Raw genomic sequence first — 16426 nt, forward strand, 5'->3', positions numbered from 1 at the left:
GCGCCGCAACATGCGCCCATGGACCAGTTCACCGCGCGCGACGGCGTGCTGCAGATCGGCGGCCAGCCGCTGACGCGGCTCGCGGACCGCGTGGGCCGCACGCCGTTCTACGCCTACGACCGTGCGCTGCTGACGCGCCGCGTCGAGGAGCTCCGCGCCGCGATGCCCGCGAAGCTGGAGCTGCACTTCGCGATGAAGGCCAACCCGATGCCGACGCTGGTCGCGCACCTGGCGACGCTGGTGGACGGCATCGACGTGGCCTCGGCCGGCGAGCTGCAAGTCGCGCTGGACGCCGGCGCCGATCCGCGCGAGATCAGCTTCGCCGGTCCCGGCAAGAGCGCGCTGGAACTGAAGCAGGCGCTGGCCGCCGGCATCCTGATCAACCTCGAATCGTTCCGCGAGGTCGAGCTGCTGCGCACGCTGTGCGCGGAGACCGGCTACGCGGCGCGCGTGGCGGTGCGCGTCAATCCGGACTTCGAGCTGAAGTCCTCGGGCATGAAGATGGGCGGCGGTCCCAAGCAGTTCGGCGTCGACGCCGAGCAGGTGCCGGCGCTGCTCGCGCGCATCGGCGAGGCGGGTCTCGGTTTCGAGGGCTTCCACCTCTTCGCCGGCTCGCAGAACCTGAAGCCCGAGGCCATCGTCGAGGCGCAGCTCAAGAGCTTCGAGCTCGCGCTGCGCCTGGCGAAGGACGCGCCGGCGCCGGTGAAGGTGCTCAACCTCGGCGGCGGCTTCGGCATCCCGTACTTCCCCGGCGAGCAGCGGTTGGACCTGACGACCATCGGCGCCAACCTCGCCGCGCTGATCGATCGCGCCGCGGTCGAGCTGCCGCAGGCGAAGCTGGTCGTCGAGCTCGGCCGCTACCTGGTCGGCGAGGCCGGCGTCTACGTGTGCCGCGTCGTCGACCGCAAGGTCTCCCGGGGTCAGGTCTTTCTCGTCACCGACGGCGGCCTGCATCACCACCTGGCGGCCTCGGGCAACTTCGGCCAGGTGATCCGCAAGAACTATCCGGTCGCCATCGGCAACCGCATCGGCGGCGAGCCGGAAGCGGGCGTGTCCGTGGTCGGACCGCTGTGCACGCCGCTGGACCTGCTGGGCGAACGCATGACGCTGTCGCACGCCGAGCCGGGCGACCTGGTCGTCGTCTTCCAGTCCGGTGCCTACGGCATCACGGCCAGCCCGCAGGGCTTCCTGAGCCATCCGGGCGCGGCCGAGGTCCTGGTGTGAGTTCGGCCCCGCGCCTGGCGCAGCTCGATGCCCTGCGCGGCATCGCGGCGCTGGCGGTGGTGCTGTTCCACTACACGACGCGCTACGACCAGCTCTTCGGTCACGCGCAGCCGCCGGCGGTGTCGTTCCCGTACGGCTACCTGGGCGTCAACCTGTTCTTCATGATCAGCGGCTTCGTCATCTTCATGACGCTGGAACGCACCGCGCGGCCGATGGATTTCGTGGTCTCGCGCTTCAGCCGGCTCTACCCGGCGTACTGGGGCGCGATCCTGCTGACCTTCGCGCTGACCCACGCGATCGGGCTGCCCGGCAAGACCGTCGGCTGGGACGTGCTGCTGGTCAACGTGACGATGGTGCAGGGCTTCTTCGGCGTGGCCCATGTCGACGGCGTGTACTGGACGCTGGAAGTCGAGCTGCTGTTCTACGCCTGGGCCTTGCTGAGCTTCCGCGCCGGCGGCGCGGCCGGCCTGCGGCACTTCCTGTTCGCGTGCCTGGCGCTGCGGCTGGTCTACGCGGCGGCGAAGACCTTCTGGGGCGTCGACCTGCCGTGGATCGGGCAGCGCTGGCTGCTGCTGCCCTATATCTGCTGGTTCGCGCTCGGCGTGACGGTCTACCGGCTGAGCCGCCGGGATGCGGGTTCCGCGTGGGGTGCCGCGGAGGGGGGCGTCGGACTGGGCGCTGGCGGCGGCGGCGATGCTCGTGCTCGGCCTGGTCGAGGACTGGGGCCTCGCGGCGCTTGCCGTGGGGTTCTACGCGGTGCTGTTCGGCGCGGCGCGCGGACGCTGGACCTGGCTGGAGCATCCGGTGCTGCTGTGGTTGGGGGCGATCTCGTACACGCTGTACCTGCTGCACGAGAACATCGGCTGGGCGGTGCTGCGCCGGCTGGAGTCCTGGGGCGTCGAGGTGCATGTCGCCATCGTGCTGACGATGGCGCTGTCGGCGGCGCTGGCGCACGGACTGACCCGCCTGGTGGAACAGCCGGGCATGCGCTGGATCCGCGACCGCTATCGCGCACGGCGGCAGGCGTCGTCACCCGCACCGGCCGGCGGGTGAGGCGGACCGCGCCCGCCCGGGGCGCCGGGGCGGAGACAATGCGCGCTTCCCCTTGCAGTCGACGACGCCCCTGATGACCGAAGAACGGAAGAATTCCCTGATCCCGCTGGCGATCGGCGCCGTGGCGCTGCTGTCCTGCGGCGGCATGATCGCGGCCGGCGTGGCGATGCTGCGCAACGGCAAGCCGTCGACGCCCGCGGACGACCTCGCGGCGCGGATCGCCACCATCCACGACATGCCCGTGACGGCGCCCGACTGCGGCGCGGTGTTCAAGGACGAGCAGCCGGTGGTGATCGTCGTGATGGGGCAGTCCAACGCGGCCAATCACGCCGACCCGATCCCGCCGGCGGCCGCGCCGGTGCCGCCGATGCCGGTGCTGCACCTGGGCGGCTGCGGTCTGGCGAGCTCGCCCGTGCCGGGCGCGACGGGCACCGGCGGCAGCCTCTGGCCGGCCGTGAACCAGGCCCTGGGCGGGCGCTGGCAGGGGCATCCGATCGTGTGGGCGGTGGTGGCGGTGGACGGTAGTTCGATCGCCGAATGGACCGATTCGAACAGCGCGCTGCGCGCCTATTGGCAGACGCAGATGGACCGCATCAAGGGCACCCGCTGGCCGGTGGCCGCGGTGCTGTGGCAGCAGGGCGAGGCCGACGCGCGCGACCGCACGGCGATGGCCGACTACCGCGACGCGCTGGCGGCGCTGCGCGCCGGCGTGGCCGCGCGGGGCGTGGACGCGCCGTGGTGGATCGCGCGTTCCACGTATTGCCCGCCAGCCGACGGCGGCCAGGTACGTGAGGCCGTGCGGGAGCTGCTCGCCATTCCCGACAGCGGCTTCCGCGCGGGGCCGGACACCGACACGATCGGCACACCGCTGCGCAACGGCTGCCACTTCACGGTGGACGGCACGGCGCGTGCGGCGGCGCTGTGGGCGCAGACCTTGAAACCGGCGGCGACGCGGCGGTAGACCTGCGCGCGGGCGCAGGCGCGGATACGGGTATCGTCGCCAGTCGCGACGGGCGGAACACTGCCCGCGACATCACGCCCAGGGAGGGACGATTGAACGCACGCCGACTTGCCCCGCTGCTGGCCGCCATCCTCGCGGTGCCGGCCCAGTTCCTGTCGATGTCCGACGCCATGGCCGCCGAGGACGCGAACCGCTGCCGCATCGAGACCATGAGCATCCCGGTGCGGCTGGTCGACCGCCTACCGGTCGCCACCCTCCAGCTCAACGGGGTCGCCGTGCCGATGCTGGTGGACAGCGGCGCCTTCTACAGTTTCCTGAGCGCCTCGACGGCCCAGCAACTGGGCCTGCCACTGCGCAAGCCGCCGTCCCACCTGGAGGTGCGGGGCGTCACCGGTCCTGTGGAGGGCCTGCGCGTCACGACGGTCAAGCGCGTGCGCCTCGAAGAGGCCGCGCTGGAGGACATCGAGTTCCTCGTCGGCGGCAGCGAGAAGGGCGCCGGCATCATGGGCGTGCTGGGCCGCAACTTCCTGTCCATCGCCGACACCGAGTACGACCTGGCGCACGGTGTGGTGCGCCTCGTCTTCCCCAAGGGCGACTGCGACAAGACCTCGCTGGCGTACTGGGCCGGCGACGCGCCGGTGATCGAGGCGCCGATGCTGAGCTACAGCCGGTCCGACCGCACCGTGCGGGTCGAGGTGCAGGTCAACGGTCGCAAGCTCGAGGCGGTGATGGACACGGGCGCGACGAACACCGTGCTGACCTGGGGCGCGGCGCGCAAGGCCGGCATCGAGGAGAAGGACATGACGCCGGCGGGCCGCACGAGCGGGGCGGGCGCGGACAGGGCGCGGGCCTGGTTCGCGAACGTGGAGCGTTTCGAACTCGGCGGCGAGAAGGTCCGCGACAACCGGCTGCTGGTGACGGACGTCAGCAGCCGGGACCAGGACATGCTGCTGGGCCTGGACTACTTCCTGGCGCACCGGGTGTATGTGTCGCGGCTGCAGGGCAAGGTCTACGCGACCTGGAACGGCGGCAGGGTCTTCGCGCCGAGCCGGCCCGGCAGCGAGGCCTACAACGCGAGCTACGCGGCGAAGGCCGACGAGATCGCCGCCGACGACGCCGACGGCTTCGCGCGACGGGGCAACGCGTCGCTGGTGGCGGGCGATGCGCCGCGCGCGCTGGAGGACCTGGACCGGGCGATCCAGCTGGCGCCGGCGGTGGCGGGCTACTTCGACGCGCGCGCCCGGGTGCGGATCGCGCTGAAGCAGGGGAAGGCGGCGCTGGCCGACCTGGACGAGGCCCTGCGCCTGGATCCGACGATGGCGGAGACGCGGCTGCGCCGGGTGCCCTTGCGCCTGGCGTCCGGCGACCGCGACGGCGCGGACGCGGACCTGAAGGCACTGGATGCGAGCTTGCCGCCGGCGTCGAACCTGCGCGCGTCGATGGCGGTGACTTACGCGCGGCGCAACCTGGTGCCGGAGGCGATGCGCCAGTTCGAGCTCTGGATCGGCAGCCACCCGAGGGACGTGCGCCTGGCCTCGATGCTGGGGGAGCGCTGCTGGCTGCGGACGCGGCTGAACCTGGAGGCGGACCAGGCGATCGACGATTGCAAGGCGGCGATCGACCGGGACGAGGACGAGCCGGCATACCACTGGCAACTGGGCTGGGCGTGGCTGCGGCAGGGCGACGCGTCACGGGCGCGCAAGGCCTTCGATCAGGCGATCACGAGGAAGCCGTCGGCCTGGGCGCACTACGGGCGTGCGGTGGCGCTGCTCAGGCTCAATGACACGGACAAGGCGCGTCAGGATCTGGAGGCCGCGCGTCGGCTGACGCCGACGATCGATGAGAGCGTGACGAAGGCGGGGTTCGAGGCGTTGGCGGGCGCGGCGGCGGTCAGACAGCCGGAGTGAATGCCGTTGCTGACTGCCGGCGCCATCACCGTTCGAACGTCTCGAGGAATCGTCGGGCCTCGGTCTCGACGATCTCCAGCATCCCCCGACCTTGGCCACGAGGGGGGCCAGGTCTTGCAAGGTGGTCAGGACGATCCCGGCCAGTTCGATGACCCGGGCATCGATCTGGGGCCGGCTCAGATCGCAGGCCCTGCCGAACTCCAGCAGGCCGAGCCGCGAGGCGAAGAAACTCTTGTTGCCGTCCAGGTTGAGCGCGAGGTTGTCCTCACGGATGTAGACCCGCGTGCAGACGATGTCATAAGCGGGCGCCATGCCGACCTCTCCGGAGACCCGGTCGTAGAGGACGCCGAAGTTCTTCAGATGCGCGTCTCCGTTGCCCAGGATGCACGAGAGGACGACCATGTCGAACAGCTGAAGGATGGCGGGCCGGGTGAGTCGTGGCGAGCAGTAGAGGTCCAGCAGGCGTCGGATCTGTTCGTACGAGCCCTTGTACTTCTGATCGGGGGCCCTGCCGCTCAGGGACAGCATGTCTTCGAAGCCGAGGATCCGCCCATCGGCGGGGCGATCGAAACGCCGCATGATGAAGAGTTCACCGTCGTTCGACAGGAAGAACTCGGGGACGGGCACACCGGCGCGCCGGACTGCCGTCATGCAGATGAACTCGTTGATCGACAAGGCGGGAAACTCGCCCAGGCCGGACTTGACGATGAGGTCCGAGGTCGACAACGCCGCCTTGAATTCCGGATCCATGGGGCCGCGTTCCGGAACCAGCACCTTCGGCTGCACGCCGCTGATGCCGCTGCGCAGCACGTAGTCGTCGACCAGGCGTGCGAACAGCTCTCGCGTGCCGCGTGCGGCCAGCAGGTCGGCGAGACGTTCGCCTTCCCCGGGTTGCCGCTCGGAGGAGGGCGCCTGTCCGTCCAATGCATAGCGGAGCCTGCCGATCGGCGCCTGCGATCCGATCACGCTCAAGAGCAGCAAGGGGTCGAGTCCCGTCGTCTTGGCAAGTCGGTTGCGCAACTGCTCGAGCACGAAACCTTCCGGCAGGTTCATGTGGAAGACCGGATGCAGCGTCGGCTGCTCATAGGGCCGCACGCGCAGCGGCATCGTGAGGGCGGGGGCGTGATCGGGCGTCGCGTCGGCGGCGAACGTGAACAGGTAGTCCCCGTCGCGGTGGATGTGCCCGCTCAGGCCTTCGGGCGTGAAGACGGCGAGCTTGCGGGCGATGGTCGGTCCTTCGATCATTCGTCATCCCCCAGCAGTTGCCGGATCTCGTCCAGCGTCGGCCGCTTCTGCGGCACGACACGCATCTCGCCGCCCATCGCGGCAGCCACGCGGGCATAGGCCGCGACGGCGACTCCTGGCTTTCCCGCTTCGATCTGGACGATCTTCAGGCGAGGCACGCCAGCCATGACCGCCAGATCGGCCTGGCTGTACCCGCGCTCCAGCCGCATCGCCTTCAACGACTGGGCGAGGTGGGTCAAGCCAGTGACAAAATCCGCCATGAATGTATCGAATACGATGCTTTAATCTGTTTAAGTATCGAATTCAATGCATTGGAAGTCAAGGTCGCGGGACCGGATGCCTGCCCGATCACACCGTGCCCGGAAGAGGGGGCGACTTCGGCGCTGATGCCCGCGTGCTGCGCCGGTCCGTTCAGTCCGGCGTCTGGATCGTCAGCCACGGCCAGCGTCGCTGGTACGACGCGGCCTTGCGTTCGAAGAGCTGGCGATGCGGCACCAGCGGATTCATCGCGAGCAGGCCTTGGTACAGGCCTTCCAGACCGTACGGCGCATAGACCTCGCCGGGCCGCACGCCGACGCAGGTCGACGGCACGAGGAAGCGCTCGATGCCCGCGCATGAACTGTGCAGTGGCTCGTAGGGCTCGCCGAAGTCCTCTTCGTACCAGAGGTGCACGCGCGCCTGGTTGGCGGCCTCGACCGTGATGCCCAGGTCGCCCAGCACCGCATCCGCTCGGGCCTGGACGCGCCGCTCGGCCTCGGCGCTCAGGTCGTCCGGGTCGAAGTAGAAGAGGTCGTAGTCCTTGATGTCCGCCGTCGGCGGCTTGCCGTCCCGCAGATTCCCGACGGTCTGGAACAGGCAGCCCGCGACCAGCCAGCCGTCGGGCAACGCGAGCGCGTCCCAGCGGTCCAGGATCGCGCGGTTGTTCGGGTTGGTCAGCAGGTCCGCGACGAAGCGGTCCTGGAGGTTCGGCGACAGGGGTGCGAAGGGCATCGTGCCATTCTGGCCGTGCCGCCCGAGACACGCCGGTCAGTGGAATCCCTCTCTGGCGGACACCCTCGCTGCTTGCCCGTTCCTGCTTGTCCCTCTCTGTCTCTCTGGTGGACTCCCTCTCCCGCTTGCGGGAGAGGGAAGGGGTGAGGGCCAGCAGCGACGGAAAAGCTCAAGCCCTCCCGCGCCTCACCGTCCTGTCGTGCGAAGCGCGTCTGCCTCCGGCAGCCGCACCATCTCCGGCACGCTGACGACCACCAGCGCCTGGTCCGGCGACAGCGATGACAGCTCGATCGACTCGCCCGCGTTCTCGCGGCGCGCACCGGGTTCACGGGTCTGCGCGGCGCGGCAGGCCGTCTCGTTGGCGCAGACGATCACGCGCAGCCAGCGGTCCTGGTGCCGGATGCGCACCTCGGCCTGGTCCCAGTGCACCGGCAGGCAGGCCGTCACGCGCAACCGGCCCTGCTCGACGACGACGCCGCAGATCGATTCCAGCGACGCCCGCAGCAGCCAGCCCGCCGAGCCGCTGTACCAGCTCCATCCGCCGCGCCCGACCCAGGGCGCGTGCGAGTAGATGTCGCCGGCCATCACGTAGGGCTCGATCGCGTAGGTCGGACCCAGCCGCGGATCGGCCCAGCGGTGCGCCGGGCTCAGTCCCGTGTAGACCTGCCACATCGTGTCGCGCTGGCCCAACCGCGCCAGCGCCATCAGCGACCACACCGCCGCATGGTTGTACTGGCCGCCGTTCTCGCGCACGCCCGGTGCGTAGGACTGGATGTAGCCCGCGCTCGGCTGGGCCATCGCCAGCGGCGGGTGCAGCAGCCGCGCCAGCTTCGCCACCGGATCGAGCAGGTGCGCGCAGGCGCTCGCCATCGCCTGCCGCGCATGTGCGGGATCGGCCGCCGCGGTCAGCACCGCCCAGCTCTGCGCGATCAGGTCGATCTTGCACTCCGCGTTCTCCGACGAGCCCAGCGGCGAGCCGTCGTCGAAGAAGCCGCGCCGGTACCACTGGCCGTCCCAGCCGGGGCCGTCCAGCGCCGCGATCCAGCCGTCGCGCGCCGCCTTCCAGCGTTGCACGCGCTCGTGCTCGCCACGCGCGGTGGCGACCGGCACGAAGTCCTCGATCACCTGTGCCAGGAACCACGCCATCCACACCGATTCGCCCTTGCCCTCGTGGCCGACGCGGTTCATGCCGTCGTTCCAGTCGCCGGTCCCGAACAGCGGCAGCCCGTGCTGCCCGCTGTCCAGGCTGCGGTCGATCGCGCGGGCCGCGTGCTCGTAGATCGAGGCCATCGGTCCGTCGGTCCGCGGGCTCTCGTAGATGTCCTCGGCGCCCTCGGGCACCTGCTGGCCGTTGAGGAAGGGCACCGTGTCCTCGAGTAGCGCCAGGTCGCCGGTCCGGACCAGATAGTGCGCGAGCGCATAGGGCAGCCACAGCCGGTCGTCCGAGAAGTGCGTCCGCACGCCCGCGCCGCCCGGTTCATGCCACCAGTGCTGCACATCCCCTTCAGGGAACTGCCGCGCCGCGCTGCGCCGGATCTGGTCGGCCAGCAGCTGCGGCGCGACATCCGTCAGCGCCATCGCATCCTGCAGCTGATCGCGGTAGCCGAACGCGCCGCCGGCCTGGTAGAAGCCGGCTCGTGCCCACATGCGGCAGACCAGCGTCTGGTACGGCAGCCAGTGGTTGGTGAGCGCGTCGAAGCGCGGGTCCGGCGTCGAGACCTGCAGGCCACCCAGCAGCGCCGGCCATTGCCGGCGCTGGCGGTCCAGACGCGTGGCCGGATCGACCTTCCAGGCCGATTCCATCAGCGCATGCGCGGCGTCCGGCGACGGCGCGTGGCCGAGCAGGACGGTCAGTTCCGCCGGCTGCGCGCCGTCGAGCTCGATGCGCGCGCCCAGCGCCGCGCAGGCATCGAGCCCGCTGCCGCTGCGACGGCCCAGCGCCTTGGGCAGGACCATGCGGCCGGCGCTGTCGAAGAACTCCCGGCGGTCGCAGGTCCAGTCCTGCGGGTCGAGTCGTACGCGCGCCGGAGCGGCATCGCCGCCGGACGCACCGCCCGCGCTGTTCACGTCGCCGGCCCCCGCGCGCCGCTGCCATCGCCTCGCTGCCGCGGGCGGATGCTGAGGGCAGCCGTCGCGTCGCCGAATCCGCCGAGGTGATCCAGCTGCGTCGCCTGCAGCGCGAGCGCGCGTTCCGGCTGCGGCAGTCCGGCGCCGAGTTCTCCGGCCGTCAGCCAGTCGTTGTGCGTCGTCACCGATAGGCGCTCGCTGCGTGCGCTGCCGAGCTGCCACTCGGCCAGCGCCACCAGCCGCAAGCGGCGGCGTGACCGGGCGGCGGAGTCGATGCGCACCTGCACCTGCTTCACCGAGGCGTCGCGGTCCACGCACCAGCAGAGGTCCACCTGGAGATCGCCCAGCCGCTGCCGGCTGCGCGAGTACCCGATGCCGTGCTCGATCGACAGCGGCGCGTCGCGACGCAGCTGCCGGCCGAGCGGCCAGACGCGGTCGTTGTCCAGGTCGTGCAGCAGCAGCCACTCGCCGGGCGGGTCGATCAGCGGGTCGTTGGACCACGGCGTGACCTGGTGCATCCGGCTGTTGCCGGCCCAGGTGTAGCCCGCCGCGATCTCGGTGACCTGGCAGCCGAAGTCCCGGTTCGCGAGCACGTTGACCCAGGGCTTGGACGGGTGCCGGGCCGGCGAGACCTCGAAGGCGAAGCCGCCGTGGTCCGGATCGAAGCGGCCCTCCGGCGGGCGCGGCGTCGCCTCCGGCAGGGGACGCTCGGCCAGCGCATGCGCCACCGGCAGCCGCTCGGCGTCGTTCGTCGGCGCCGTGTCCTCGATCCAGCGCTCGAGCTGCTGCGACAGCGGACGGCCGTCCGCCTGCAGCCGCAGCCGTGTCAACGTCTGCAGCGTGAAGCGCTCGTCGGGTTGCAGGTCGCCGTCACGCAGCACATGCAGCGCGGAGCACAGGTGTCCCGGCCGACCCTGCGCCTGACCCTGCAGGCGCGATTGCAAGGCGTGCAGCGCCTGCTGCACCGGCGCGTTGTACGAGGACGGTTCCTCGTTCAGCACGACGAGGTCGATGCCGATCGCGTGCGTGGTCCACATGCGCAGCGCCTTCTTGAGCGCGCGGATCAGGTCGATGCCTTCCTCGCCGGTGACGGTGACCATGAGGATGGGCCGGTCCCCGGAGATGCCGAAACGGTACAGCGCGCGGCGGTCGCAGCGGCCTCGCGGTTCGCGGACATGCGCGGGCTCGCGGACGGCCTGGCCGGTGACCAGCGTGTTGAGCTGCAGCAGCGCGCCCCAGGTCGCGGTGTCGAACTGCAGCTCGCGCAGCCGGATGCCGCCCATCGTGTGCGACATCGACGCGGAACGCTCCACGTGCGCCGACTGCCGGTACTTGTCGACCAGCGCGCGCAGCAGGTCGCCGTCGCGCGAGGCCGCCGTGCAGAAGGTCAGTCGCACCGTCGCGCCCGGCGCGAGGTCCAGTCCGACCCGCAGGCCGGCGATCGGATCCAGCCCCGTGTCGAGCAGCCGGCCGGGTTCGCCGGCAGCGGTCACGTCGGCCTCGTCGTCGACGAACTCCGGCCGCGCGTCGCCGACCGGCCGCGTCGTGCTGCCGTAGCGGCCCAGCCAGCGCGCGCGATCGGCGATCGGCAGGACTTCGCGCACCGTGTAGCCGTCGGGACGGGCGTCGATGCCCTGTGCGCCCTCCACGCCGACGGCGTCCTTCCCGGGCGCGACGCCTCGCGCGCCATCGCGCCGTGCCGTCTTGCCGCAGTTCGCGCCGCCGTCGACCCCGGCCAGGAAGAACACCGCGCGCATCGCGGCCTCGTCGAACAGGCGCGGCCGGCGCCGCAGGTGCAGCGCATGTTCCGCCTCGTCCCAGCGGGCCTGGATGAACAGGTTGGAGAAGGCCGGGTGCGCCTCGTCACCGCGCTGCGGTGCGAGCGTGGCCTCGAAGGAGGAGACCAGGTCCAGCACGAGCGGCTTCGTGCCGCGGTTGATGAGCTCGACCTGACGCAGCTCGCAATCGTCCTCCGGGCTCACCCAGACCGTGGTGCAGCTCTGCAGGTCGGGCCAGGAGGCCTCGAAGAGCACGCGCTCGGCCTGCATCCGGGCCTCGTAGCGCGCCCGCGGATCGGGCGTCGGGCGGGCGGTGTTGCTGAACCAGTCGTCCTCCCCGGCGCGGCGCAGCATCGTGAAGCTGCCGTGCTGGTCGCGCAGCAGGTCGTCGCGCCAGCGCGTCACCGCGACGCCGTCCCAGTTGCTGTAACCGCCGCCGTGGCTGCGCAGCACCACCGAGTAACGGCCGTTGGTCAGCATGTGCGTCAGCGGCAGGGTCTCCGTCAGCGGATCGCTTTCGCGCACCATCCGTGCCTTGCGGACCTGACGCGCGCGCGGCGTCGGATCCGTGATCTCCGCGGACAGCGGGGCCACCTCGCGCGGCGCACGCTCGTGCAGCAGCGTCGCCACGGCCTTCACATGCGGATCGCTCATCAGCCAGCGACGCGGCGCGTCGTCGGCCAGCAGGTTGGTCAGCGCGACGAAACCCATCGCCTGGTGGTGGGCCATGTAGGTCTGCACCAGCGTGAAGCCCGCGCCGGCGGTCTGCCGCTGCGGCGTGTAGTCCACCGCCTCGATGAAGCCGAACGCGCCGCGCGCGCCCAGCCGCTCGAAGTCCTGCAGGTTGGCCACGACCCGCACCGGCGCGACGATCGCGGCCATCACGGCCGCATAGGGCGCCAGCACGCGTTCGTCGACGGCCAGTCGCGCCAGCGCCAGCGTCTGCACGCCCTGCGGTCCGTACTGGTAGGCGAGGGTGTGATCCTGTCCGGCGATGGCCGATTCGGAGATGCCCCACGGCGTGCCCTTGCTGCCCGCCTCGAAGCGCTGCTCGGCGACGGCCGTGCGGATCGCGCGGCCCAGCGCGCTGTTGGCCGGCTCACGCAGCACCAGCGAGGGCATCAGGTACTCGAACATCGAGCCCGTCCAGGACTTCAGGCCCAGCGAATCGCCGGCCACGGTGCCGGCCCCGTCGCGCGAGAAGAACGGCCGACCCAGCGAGCGCCAGTGCTCGGGCGGCAGGTCGCCCTTGGCGATCGCGATCAGGCTGGTGAGCCGCGCCTCGCTGGCGAGCAGGTCGTAGTGGTTGTCGTCGAGCTGTTGCGCGTCGCCGCGCCAGCCGATGCGCAGCAGGCGGCGTTCGGGGTCGTACAGCGGGCGGTAGTCGGCCTCCAGGCCGAGGCGCCGCGCGCGCTGGGCCAGCTCCCGCAGCCGCAGGCGCGACTCGGCGAAGCCGGCGCCGTGATCGCGCCAGAACGAATCCAGCTGCGCGATCAGGTCGCGCAGCAGCCAGTGCGCCGCCGTGGCCTCGTAGGACTCCGCCGTCGCGAGGCCGTCCAGTTCTGAGCGCGCCGCCGCGACCTGCGCGCGCAGCACGGCCTGCTGCTCCTCCGCGCCGGCGCCGGCGTTCTCGGGATCGATCAGCGCGGCGACCAGCGCGGCCCCCGCGGCCAGCACGCCGTCGTTGGCCAGCGGCGGCTGCATCACGCGCAGCCGGTGCAGCGTCTTCGCCAGCGCGTCGCGCGGGGCGACGGCGAGCTGCTCCGGCGTCATCTCCGCCGCCAGTTCGCAGGCGCGCGCCACCGTCAGCAGATGCGCCGAACAGTTGCCGCTGTCGACCGCCGAGACGTAACCCGGCGCGAGCACGACCAGCGATTCGGTGTCGTACCAGTTGTAGAAGTGGCCGTGCCAGCGCGGCAGGCGCTCCAGCGTGTCCAGCGTCGCCGACAGCCGCTCCGTCATCGTCACGACGCCGATGAAGCCCATCTCGCGCGCGCAGGCGACGGTCAGCAGGTACAGGCCGATGTTGGTCGGCGAGGTGCGGTGCGCCACGAGCAGGTGCGGCGTCAGCTGCACGTTGTCCGGTGGCAGGTGGTTGTCGGCGGCGCCGACGTGCGTGTCGTAGAAACGCCAGGTGTCGCGCGCGAGCTGCCAGAGGTAGGCGCGACCCTGCGGGTCGAGGTCGGCTTCGCGCTGCAGCAGCGGCGCCCGCGGCGCGCTGGTCCACCAGATCCACAGCGGGGAGAGGGCCCAGACGATCAGCAGCAGCAGGGCTGCCGTGCCGTCGACGGGCGCGCCGGACAGGGCGGCGGCGGCCAGCACGCCGCCGAGCACGGCGGCCGCGATCGGCACGCGCAGGTGCTGACGGACGAGTGCCGGCAGCTCTCGCTTCGCGGCGGCCTGGGCGGCCGCGGCGGTCGTCCACTCGAGCAGTCGCCGGCCCGACACGGTCTGGCGCCACAGCGCTCGGCCGATCGCGTCGAGGTACAGCAGCGACAGGTGCAGCAGCAACGCGACGTGCCACGCCGCCAGGCCGAGCGCACGTCGCAGGTCGAGCGCGGTCTCGCGGTAGAAGTGTCGTCGCGCCAGGCCGTCACGGCTGGGCACCAGCCCCGCCAGCGCGCCGACCAGCGGTCCGATCGCGAAGGCCGCGGCGACCACCGCCAGCGTCAGCCCGAAGGGCAGCACGCCGGTGCCCAGCACCAGCAGCATCAGGCCCAGCGACATCGGCGCGACCAGCGAGCGGCGCAGGTTGTCGATCAGCTTCCAGCGGTTGATCGGCGGGATGCCGTAACGGCCGGCGCGCGCGATGAAGGGCAGCAGCTGCCAGTCGCCGCGCGTCCAGCGATGCAGCCGGGCATGCGAGACGTCCGCGTGCATCGGCGAGTCCTCGACCAGCGTGATGTCGGAGACGCCGGCGCAGCGCGCGATGCTGCCTTCCAGCAGGTCGTGGCTCAAGACCTGACCCTCGGGCAGGCGCGCGTCGAGCACCGCATGGCAGGCGCGCACGTCCAGCAGGCCCTTGCCGGTGAAGCTGCCTTCGCCGAACAGGTCCTGGAAGATCTCCGAGCTGACCGCGCTGTACGGATCGATGCCGAACTGGCCCACGAACAGGCGGTGGTACGGCGTGCTCTCCTTGTCGTCCGGCATGGGCGCGAGCACGCGCGGCTGCAGGATGGCGTAGCCCTCGACGACGCGGCGGCGCACGGTGTCGACGCGCGGCCGGTTCATCGGATGCGCCGCGGTGCCGACGAGGGCGCGCAGACGGCCCGGCGGCATGTCGGTGTCCGCGTCCAGCGTGATCAGGTGGCGCACGCCGGGCGCGGGGCGCGACAGGGCGCCGAAATCGACGAACGGCGAGGTCCCGGCCGAGGTCGCCAGCGCGCGCAGCAGCCGCTCGATCTTGCCGCGCTTGCGCTCCCAGCCGATCCAGCGGCGCTCGGTCGACGACCATTCTCGCTGGCGATGCAGCAGCAGGAAGCGCGGCTGGCCGTCGGCCAGCGGGCCGTGGCGCTCGTTGAGCGCCGAGATCGCGTCCGCGGCGGTGACGACGATCATCGTGTCGCCGGGCTGGTGTTCCTCGTAGGCATCGGCATGGTCGCTGAGCAGCGCGAACTGGACGAGGCGCTCCGGGTTCGCGAGGTGGTGCTGTTCCAGCTGCGCGATCAGGGGCGCGATGGCGTCCTCGTTGGGCAGCAGCACCGGCATCACGACCAGCGTGCGTTCCGCGTCGGGCAGGCCGGCGGAGAAGTCCAGGCGAGGCAGGCGCGCGGGGCGGGCGAGTTCGCTGATCCAGCGGTTCGTCAGGGCCACGACGGCCTCGCTGATCGGGCCGGCGGCCAGCACCGCGGCGGTCCACAGCAGCCAGGTCGCCGCGCCGGGGCGGGCCTGGCTCATCAGCCAGTACAGGCCGAGCAGTCCCAGCAGCGCGAGGCCGCCGAGGTAGGCCACCGCCGCCCAGCGCTGGCCGGGCGCGGTGTCGTGCGGCGGCCACCGCCGCTCGCGCAGGCCCAGCGCCGCGAGCAGCGTGGGCCGGCCGGCGCCGCGCCACCAGTAGACCGGCGCGCTGCGGCGGTCGGGCTCGCCGTCCTCCGGCGGCCCGGCGCGCTGTGTCAGTTCCAGCAGCTGGCGGGCGATGTCGAGCTCGCTCTTCTCGCACTTGCGCGCGAGCGCCTCGATCTCGTGCAGCGTCATGTCCTGCGTGTCCGCGGCCTCGGCGGCGAACACCGGCGACCGGCCCAGCGTCTGCATCACCGGACTCACGGTCTGGATCAGGCGGCGCCAGTCCGTCTGGTCGATGCGCCGCAGCGCGGTGATCGCGTTGCGGATGCTCTGCAGGTCGCGGATCGATTCGTCCTGTTGCCGCACCAGGGCCTGGGCGGGTGCGGGCAGCCGCGTGCTGAGCCAGGCGGCGAGTTCGCCCATCAGCGGCTGCGGCAATTCCTCGAGGCGATGATCGATCTGCAGCCAGAACGCGTCGAGGACGCCGCGTTCCTTCATGCGCGGCTCGAGGCGCGTGATCGCCTCGATGCCGACCTCCGTGGGTCGGCCGTCGTACCAGTGATGGACGACGTCGCGCGCCGCCTGCAGCGTCGCGAAGCGCTCCGCCAGGCGGCGCAGGTTCTCGACCAGCACCACGCGCAGCGTGGTCGGCAACGCCCACAGCTCCGCCAGCGACAACGCACGTTCCTCCTGGTAGGCGCGCAGGTAGGCGGCCAGCAGCTCGGTGTCGAAGCCGCCGTCGGTGTGCGCGACCCAGGCCCACGCGACGCCGTAGATGCGCGGCAGGCCGGCCAGCGGCTCGTCGCGCAGGCGCGGCAACAGTCGGAAGAAGCTGCGCGGGAGGCCGCGACGCACTTGGTGCATCTGCTCGTCGATCAGCGCGGCGTTGTCCAGCAGCCATTTGCCGGCGGCGCCGAGATGGCGGAAGTCGCGATGGCGCTTCTCGATCAGACGGCGCGTCTGCTGCAGCATCGCGACGTTGTCGTCGAGCCGCGGGAAGAACTGGCCGGCGCCGGCCGTGCCCTGGACCGCCTGCGCCTGCGCGAGGCTGCGCCCATGTTGTTCGAAGCGCGCCTGACCGAACAGCACGGCCCGGACCGGTGGCTCGATCATGCCGAGCGCCGGGTCGAGCAACGCAAGTTCTTCCGCAATTTCAGGGGCGCCGCAGCCCCCGGATCCGGAGAGCGTTCCGACGGAGC

The 16426-nt window shown here is 71.6% G+C and carries 8 protein-coding genes and 1 pseudogene; 4 read left to right on the forward strand and 5 right to left on the reverse strand.

Annotation, left to right across the window (positions count from 1 at the left end):
- The first annotated feature begins 18 nt into the window (after positions 1-18).
- The 4 genes from ACQ86G_RS16755 to ACQ86G_RS16770 all read left to right on the forward strand — a co-directional run bounded on the left by ACQ86G_RS16755 (position 19) and on the right by ACQ86G_RS16770 (position 5145).
- Positions 19-1224 carry a pyridoxal-dependent decarboxylase, exosortase A system-associated gene (locus ACQ86G_RS16755; protein WP_431261426.1) on the forward strand — a complete coding sequence of 402 codons (1206 nt, stop codon included), beginning with the start codon at positions 19-21 and terminating at the stop codon, positions 1222-1224.
- On the forward strand, positions 1221-2351 hold the full coding sequence (locus ACQ86G_RS16760; RefSeq protein ID WP_431256401.1) for an acyltransferase family protein: 1131 nt from the start codon (positions 1221-1223) through the stop codon (positions 2349-2351). The genes ACQ86G_RS16755 and ACQ86G_RS16760 overlap by 4 nt, the downstream gene beginning before the upstream one ends.
- Positions 2351-3238: a sialate O-acetylesterase gene (locus tag ACQ86G_RS16765; protein WP_431256402.1), complete on the forward strand. Its 888-nt coding sequence runs from the start codon at positions 2351-2353 to the stop codon at positions 3236-3238. The genes ACQ86G_RS16760 and ACQ86G_RS16765 overlap by 1 nt, the downstream gene beginning before the upstream one ends.
- 92 nt (positions 3239-3330) lie before the next feature.
- Positions 3331-5145: an aspartyl protease family protein gene (locus ACQ86G_RS16770; RefSeq protein WP_431256403.1), complete on the forward strand. Its 1815-nt coding sequence runs from the start codon at positions 3331-3333 to the stop codon at positions 5143-5145.
- 168 nt (positions 5146-5313) lie between these two features.
- Here ACQ86G_RS16770 and ACQ86G_RS16775 read toward each other — a convergent pair.
- The 5 genes and pseudogenes from ACQ86G_RS16775 to ACQ86G_RS16795 form a co-directional block, all read right to left on the reverse strand.
- Positions 5314-6390 (reverse strand): annotated as a pseudogene (locus tag ACQ86G_RS16775) (type II toxin-antitoxin system HipA family toxin); the annotation flags it as partial.
- Positions 6387-6629, reverse strand: a complete 243-nt coding sequence (locus ACQ86G_RS16780; protein WP_431256404.1) for a helix-turn-helix transcriptional regulator — start codon at positions 6627-6629, stop codon at positions 6387-6389. The gene ACQ86G_RS16780 and the pseudogene ACQ86G_RS16775, both read right to left, overlap by 4 nt.
- A gap of 172 nt (positions 6630-6801) precedes the next feature.
- Positions 6802-7380, reverse strand: a complete 579-nt coding sequence (locus ACQ86G_RS16785) for a nucleotidyltransferase family protein (RefSeq protein ID WP_431256405.1) — start codon at positions 7378-7380, stop codon at positions 6802-6804.
- A 186-nt stretch (positions 7381-7566) separates the two neighbouring features.
- Complete coding sequence (locus ACQ86G_RS16790) at positions 7567-9447, reverse strand: GH36-type glycosyl hydrolase domain-containing protein (RefSeq protein ID WP_431256406.1); 1881 nt, start codon at positions 9445-9447, stop codon at positions 7567-7569.
- Positions 9444-16340: a glucoamylase family protein gene (locus ACQ86G_RS16795; protein WP_431256407.1), complete on the reverse strand. Its 6897-nt coding sequence runs from the start codon at positions 16338-16340 to the stop codon at positions 9444-9446. The genes ACQ86G_RS16790 and ACQ86G_RS16795 overlap by 4 nt, the downstream gene beginning before the upstream one ends.
- Positions 16341-16426: the final 86 nt, after the last annotated feature.

This window comes from Roseateles chitinivorans, assembly GCF_050632145.1.
Taxonomy (GTDB): Bacteria; Pseudomonadota; Gammaproteobacteria; order Burkholderiales; family Burkholderiaceae_C; genus Roseateles; species Roseateles chitinivorans_B.

What these genes read in the sequence shown, in the direction of transcription:
- ACQ86G_RS16755 (WP_431261426.1), top strand. Translation starts at nt 19, where the DNA reads ATGGACCAGTTCACCGCGCGCGACGGCGTGCTGCAGATCGGCGGCCAG.
- ACQ86G_RS16765 (WP_431256402.1), top strand. Translation starts at nt 2,351, where the DNA reads ATGACCGAAGAACGGAAGAATTCCCTGATCCCGCTGGCGATCGGCGCC.
- ACQ86G_RS16785 (WP_431256405.1), bottom strand. Translation starts at nt 7,380, where the DNA reads ATGCCCTTCGCACCCCTGTCGCCGAACCTCCAGGACCGCTTCGTCGCG.
- ACQ86G_RS16795 (WP_431256407.1), bottom strand. Translation starts at nt 16,340, where the DNA reads ATGATCGAGCCACCGGTCCGGGCCGTGCTGTTCGGTCAGGCGCGCTTC.